Source organism: Hyphomonas sp. UBA4494, from assembly GCF_002388935.1.
In the GTDB taxonomy this organism is placed as follows: Bacteria; Pseudomonadota; Alphaproteobacteria; order Caulobacterales; family Hyphomonadaceae; genus Hyphomonas.
Map to the genome: position 1 here is coordinate 1 of NZ_DGNK01000014.1, position 4,079 is coordinate 4,079.

Genomic DNA, 4,079 nt, shown 5'->3' on the forward strand with positions numbered 1-4,079 from the left:
TGCGGATGATCCATTCGCGCGTGTTGTGGATGTTGCGGCCGGTGGACAGGTCCATGACATTGTCAGCGCCCCAGCGGATCGCCCAGACCATCTTGTCGACTTCTTCTTCCACGGAAGACGTGACCGCTGAATTGCCGATATTGGCATTGATCTTCACAAGGAAGTTGCGGCCGATGATCTGTGGCTCCAGCTCGGCATGGTTGATGTTGGACGGGATGATGGCGCGGCCGGCGGCAATTTCCTGGCGGACGAATTCCGGCGTGATGAATTCCGGGATATGCGCGCCGAAGCTTTCGCCCTGCGCGATCTGTTCCGCAGCGCCGTCCACGGCCTTGGCGCGGCCGATATTCTCGCGGGTGGCGACATAGATCATCTCTTTCGTGATGATGCCGGCCTTGGCGAATTCATATTGCGTGACCTTGTGGCCGGGCAGGCCGCGCAGCGGCTTGTGCGTGACCGGGAATTCGCGGGCGAGGTATTTGCCGGATGCGCCGCCATTGTCTTCGGGCTTCACATGGCGCCCGTCATATTCCTCGACGCCGCCGCGCTCCAGCACCCAGGCCCGCCGGTCGCGGGCGAGGCCCTTTTCCACGTCGATGGTGACCGACGGGTCGGTATAGGGGCCGGACGTGTCATAGACCGGCACGGCGGGCTCATTGGCGCTGGGGTGGAGGTCAATCTCGCGATGCGGCACGGCAATGTCCGGCGCGTCGGCGGGGTGGGAATAGACCTTGCGGCTGGCGGGCAGGGCGCCGGTGGTGACTTTGGGGGTCTCGAACTGGCTTTGGTCCGTGGGCTTGTTCATGGGGCTATTCCTTAGATGGCCGGTGTGGCGGACATGAATGTCTTGTTGAAGTCGGCGGCTGTGGCGGGCAGCTGGATGAAGCCTTTCCGGGTCCACTCCTGCACAAGATCCGCAGAAGTCGCATAGGCGTTGGCGAACAAGCAGGGATCGTCGGAGGTATAAGCCCAATCGGCGAAAGCTGCCTGACGATGGGACTGGATGGCAATACTGTTGTTGACGGCGCGTGTATCGCAAATGTGGATCGTGCGTTTCACTGCAGCGTTTTGATTCAGCTCGAACCACCGCTCTTCCGGCATTGCGGAGGCGGAGTCCTGATACTGAAGTCGTATATATTCCACGCGCTCACTCCCGTCCCTTGCGCCGGTATTAGCCGGATCAGGTTCAAAGGGTGCTGGAGCGGTGTCGGCTCCATCTCAGCGCTTGCCATGCGCGCCCCTCGGATAGGTGGGAGAATAGGCGGGTTGCGGAAGGAAGGAAAGGGGGCAGCTGGCGAGAAAAGATAGGTAATCACCTAAGTGTCTTGACAAATATCAGCCCGTCGCAATAGATAGGCGTATGCCTAACCATTCTTCTTCCGATCCTGCAGCCCTCGACCGGGCCTTCCACGCCCTCGGCGATGCGACCCGGCGCGGGGTCATCGCGCAGTTGAGCCTCGGCGAAGCGAGCATTGCCGAACTGGCCGAGCCCTATGATATGGCCCTGCCGAGCTTCCTGCAGCATGTCCGCGTGCTTGAGACAGCGGGACTGGTCTCCAGCCGCAAGGAAGGGCGTGTAAGGCGTTGCCGCCTTCAGGCTGCGCGGCTGGCCGAGCTGACATCCTGGATCACGCAATATCAGCAGGCCTGGGCGGCGCGCCTCGACCGGCTGGATACTTTCCTGAACGCGACTGACCCCAAGAAGGACACATGACATGACCCATCAGACCGTACAGCACGGCACCGCCACAATGGAGAAGCGGCTTTCGGCCTCGCCGACCCGCGTCTTTGCGGCCTGGGCCGATCCGGAGCAGCGCAAGGTCTGGGGCTCGCCCTCGGACGAGATCGACATGCGTATCGATGCGGCCGACTTTTCCGTGGGCGGAGAAGATGTGACGGCCTGTCTGGCAGGCGGTGAGGCCGTGGCCGTGGTGCGCGGGCGCTATCATGACATCGTGCCGGACAAGCGCATCGTCTATACCGAGATCATCGCCTCCATGGAGGCAACCGAAGGGGCCTGCCTTGTCTCGGCGGAGTTCCTGCCGGACGGGGAAGGGACGCGCCTGGTCATCACGCTGCAGACCGTGGCGCTGGACGGATCGGCCCTGCTGGAAGAGGCGCAAGCGGGTTGGGGCAGCGCCCTGATACGGTTGGAGGAATTGCTACAGGCAGGCTGACCCGGGCTGAGGCTGTGCTCGGTGTAGAAATAGCAGCTGATTAATCCCAGACGGCATTTTGTTAACCTTATGGCGACGTCGAATCGCGATGATGGGCGCAAACCCCGACCCCGGAGATGTGCTTCATGGCCTTTACTGCAACATTCGGCGGCGCCGAAGAGACCAAGGCAAAACCGAAATACAAGACCTTCAAGGTGGACCTCTGGGCGACCGATCTGAACCCGACCGAAATCGGGATCATGAAACAGACCCAGCATGAGGCCGCGTCTGACCAGTTCACCAAGGACATGGAGATCTTTGGCCAGATCAAGGATGGTCGCGAGCGGACGGGCATTCTCGCCTATCGCAAGGAAATGTGGAAAACCGGGGAAGGCATGAAGCGCCGGCTGGTGCTGAAATTGTTTTCCGAAGGCATGCACTGGCGCGGGACGGCAGAATTGTTGATGGGCCGGTCATTGCAACTGAGCATTGGGGCGAAGGGCACACCGGTGCCGTCCTATTCAGTCAATATCAGCCGTCATAACCAGATTATCCAGTTGGAACGGTCGGCGCAGAAGTGGCCGCTTTTCCCGGAGAAATTTTCCTTTTTTATCGACACGACGAAAGGCCCGCGCTTCTATCGCCTGCGCCGCAACGTCATAGGCATCGGTGCAGACTATAGTCTGTATGATGATCGGGGTCGCAAGATCGGCAAGCTGGATCACCGGATCATCAATCTGGGCGGATCATGGATCGTTAAAGTGGATGCGGCGGAAAGCTATGCCAAGCTGGAGGCCGTGTTGCAGATGTTCTGTGCCCTGCTGAAATTCAACGGCGCCGCCCGTCGGCATGTCGCGAAAGAGGTTGAGCAGCTGCATCTCGGGCGGGCCGTGCGCCAACTCGACACGCAGGAGCGCAATCTCTACCTGAACCCGCGCCGTCGGCGCTGATTGGTCAGGCTGCAGGCCGCTTCAGTTCGATCCACAATTGCTCCGACTGAGCCAGCAGCTGGCCGTCGCGCGTGAACAGTGCGGTGGCAGCGCCATGCTTGCGACCGTCATCATAGAGAGACCAGCCAGCCACAATGAGATCGTCGCCGGGGGCGGGGCGTGCATGCACCTGCGCGGTGATGCGGGCCAGCACCATCGGATTGTCCTGAAAGCCAATCGCAAAGGCGCCCGGACAGTCGAGCGCGGCCCATAGTATTTCCGGGCGCACCAAGCCGTCTTCGCCGGCAAGGCTTTCATCCGGTGTCCAGACATCTGTCACCCCGTCATAGCCATTCGGCTTGCCGGTGAAGAGGCAGAGGCCATCGTCGGTGCGCTCTGGTCCACAGACATAGCAGCGGGGAAACGCGTGGGTCTCGACAGGGGGGAAACTGTCCGGGCCTGTCTGTGCTGTCTCGAAACTTGGCGCAGCGGGAGGAGGGGCAAGCGGTGCGGCAGGTTGCGCGGTCATGACCAACTGGTCCCCATGCCGGACTTCGTATCCGTCGTCTGTTGGGACAACCTCCATCGCGATGTCGAGTGGGGGTGGCGCGCGCAGGGAAACTTCTGCCGGACCATCAATCTGGCTTGCGGCGAGACCTGCCGAGATGCCTCCATTGGCCGAGCCCGGGGGGCCGTTGAACATGGCGGGCACGAGCATGGTGATCGGTGTGGACATGGGCAACTCCTGTCCTGCGCGCATGCCGATAGCGGCGAGTGAGGTCAATGCGACATGCAGGCAGGATGCGCGCTAGTCGAGCAGGCCGAGTTCGCGTTGCTTTTTCTTGCTGAGGGCAGTGGCGATCAGGCGAAAGGATTCTGCGACATAGTCCTTGAGGTCGTCATCCGACAGGGTTTCGTCCGAGAAACGCTGGATCCATTTCATGCCACGTGAAGCAAGGTAAGGCGCGCCCTGGCAGCCGGGCTGGTCTTTCAG

General features: G+C 61.2%; 6 protein-coding genes, 1 pseudogene and 1 riboswitch. Of the genes and pseudogenes, 3 read left to right on the forward strand and 4 right to left on the reverse strand.

The window, feature by feature from the left end; all coding sequences use genetic code 11:
* Both B2P82_RS05750 and B2P82_RS05755 read right to left on the reverse strand, forming a co-directional pair.
* On the reverse strand, window positions 1-805 hold an 805-nt coding region (locus tag B2P82_RS05750; RefSeq protein WP_290495722.1), incomplete at its 3' end, for a phosphomethylpyrimidine synthase ThiC.
* A gap of 11 nt (window positions 806-816) precedes the next feature.
* Window positions 817-1,143, reverse strand: a complete 327-nt coding sequence (locus B2P82_RS05755; RefSeq protein WP_290495723.1) for a hypothetical protein — start codon at window positions 1,141-1,143, stop codon at window positions 817-819.
* Window positions 1,140-1,252, reverse strand: a riboswitch (TPP riboswitch). Its footprint overlaps the gene before it by 4 nt.
* A 108-nt stretch (window positions 1,253-1,360) precedes the next feature.
* On the opposite strand from B2P82_RS05755, the gene B2P82_RS05760 reads away from it, so the two are divergent.
* The 3 genes from B2P82_RS05760 to B2P82_RS05770 all read left to right on the forward strand — a co-directional run bounded on the left by B2P82_RS05760 (window position 1,361) and on the right by B2P82_RS05770 (window position 3,106).
* Window positions 1,361-1,714, forward strand: a complete 354-nt coding sequence (locus B2P82_RS05760; protein ID WP_290495725.1) for an ArsR/SmtB family transcription factor — start codon at window positions 1,361-1,363, stop codon at window positions 1,712-1,714.
* Between the two features lies 1 nt (window position 1,715).
* The gene (locus B2P82_RS05765) at window positions 1,716-2,177 is read left to right on the forward strand and encodes an SRPBCC domain-containing protein (RefSeq protein ID WP_290495729.1); all 462 of its coding nucleotides are present in this window, start codon (window positions 1,716-1,718) and stop codon (window positions 2,175-2,177) included.
* Window positions 2,178-2,302: 125 nt separating this feature from the next.
* Window positions 2,303-3,106: a hypothetical protein gene (locus B2P82_RS05770; protein WP_290495731.1), complete on the forward strand. Its 804-nt coding sequence runs from the start codon at window positions 2,303-2,305 to the stop codon at window positions 3,104-3,106.
* Window positions 3,107-3,110: 4 nt separating this feature from the next.
* Here B2P82_RS05770 and B2P82_RS05775 read toward each other — a convergent pair whose 3' ends face one another.
* A complete protein-coding gene (locus B2P82_RS05775; RefSeq protein ID WP_290495733.1) occupies window positions 3,111-3,821 on the reverse strand; it encodes a hypothetical protein in 711 nt (236 codons plus the stop codon).
* 72 nt (window positions 3,822-3,893) lie between these two features.
* Window positions 3,894-4,079: pseudogene (locus tag B2P82_RS05780) on the reverse strand (MmcQ/YjbR family DNA-binding protein); the annotation flags it as partial.

Bases quoted from the DNA above. Each gene is read 5' to 3' on its own strand.
- B2P82_RS05765 (WP_290495729.1), top strand. From the start codon at position 1,716: ATGACCCATCAGACCGTACAGCACGGCACCGCCACAATGGAGAAGCGG.
- B2P82_RS05770 (WP_290495731.1), top strand. From the start codon at position 2,303: ATGGCCTTTACTGCAACATTCGGCGGCGCCGAAGAGACCAAGGCAAAA.
- B2P82_RS05760 (WP_290495725.1), top strand. From the start codon at position 1,361: ATGCCTAACCATTCTTCTTCCGATCCTGCAGCCCTCGACCGGGCCTTC.
- B2P82_RS05775 (WP_290495733.1), bottom strand. From the start codon at position 3,821: ATGTCCACACCGATCACCATGCTCGTGCCCGCCATGTTCAACGGCCCC.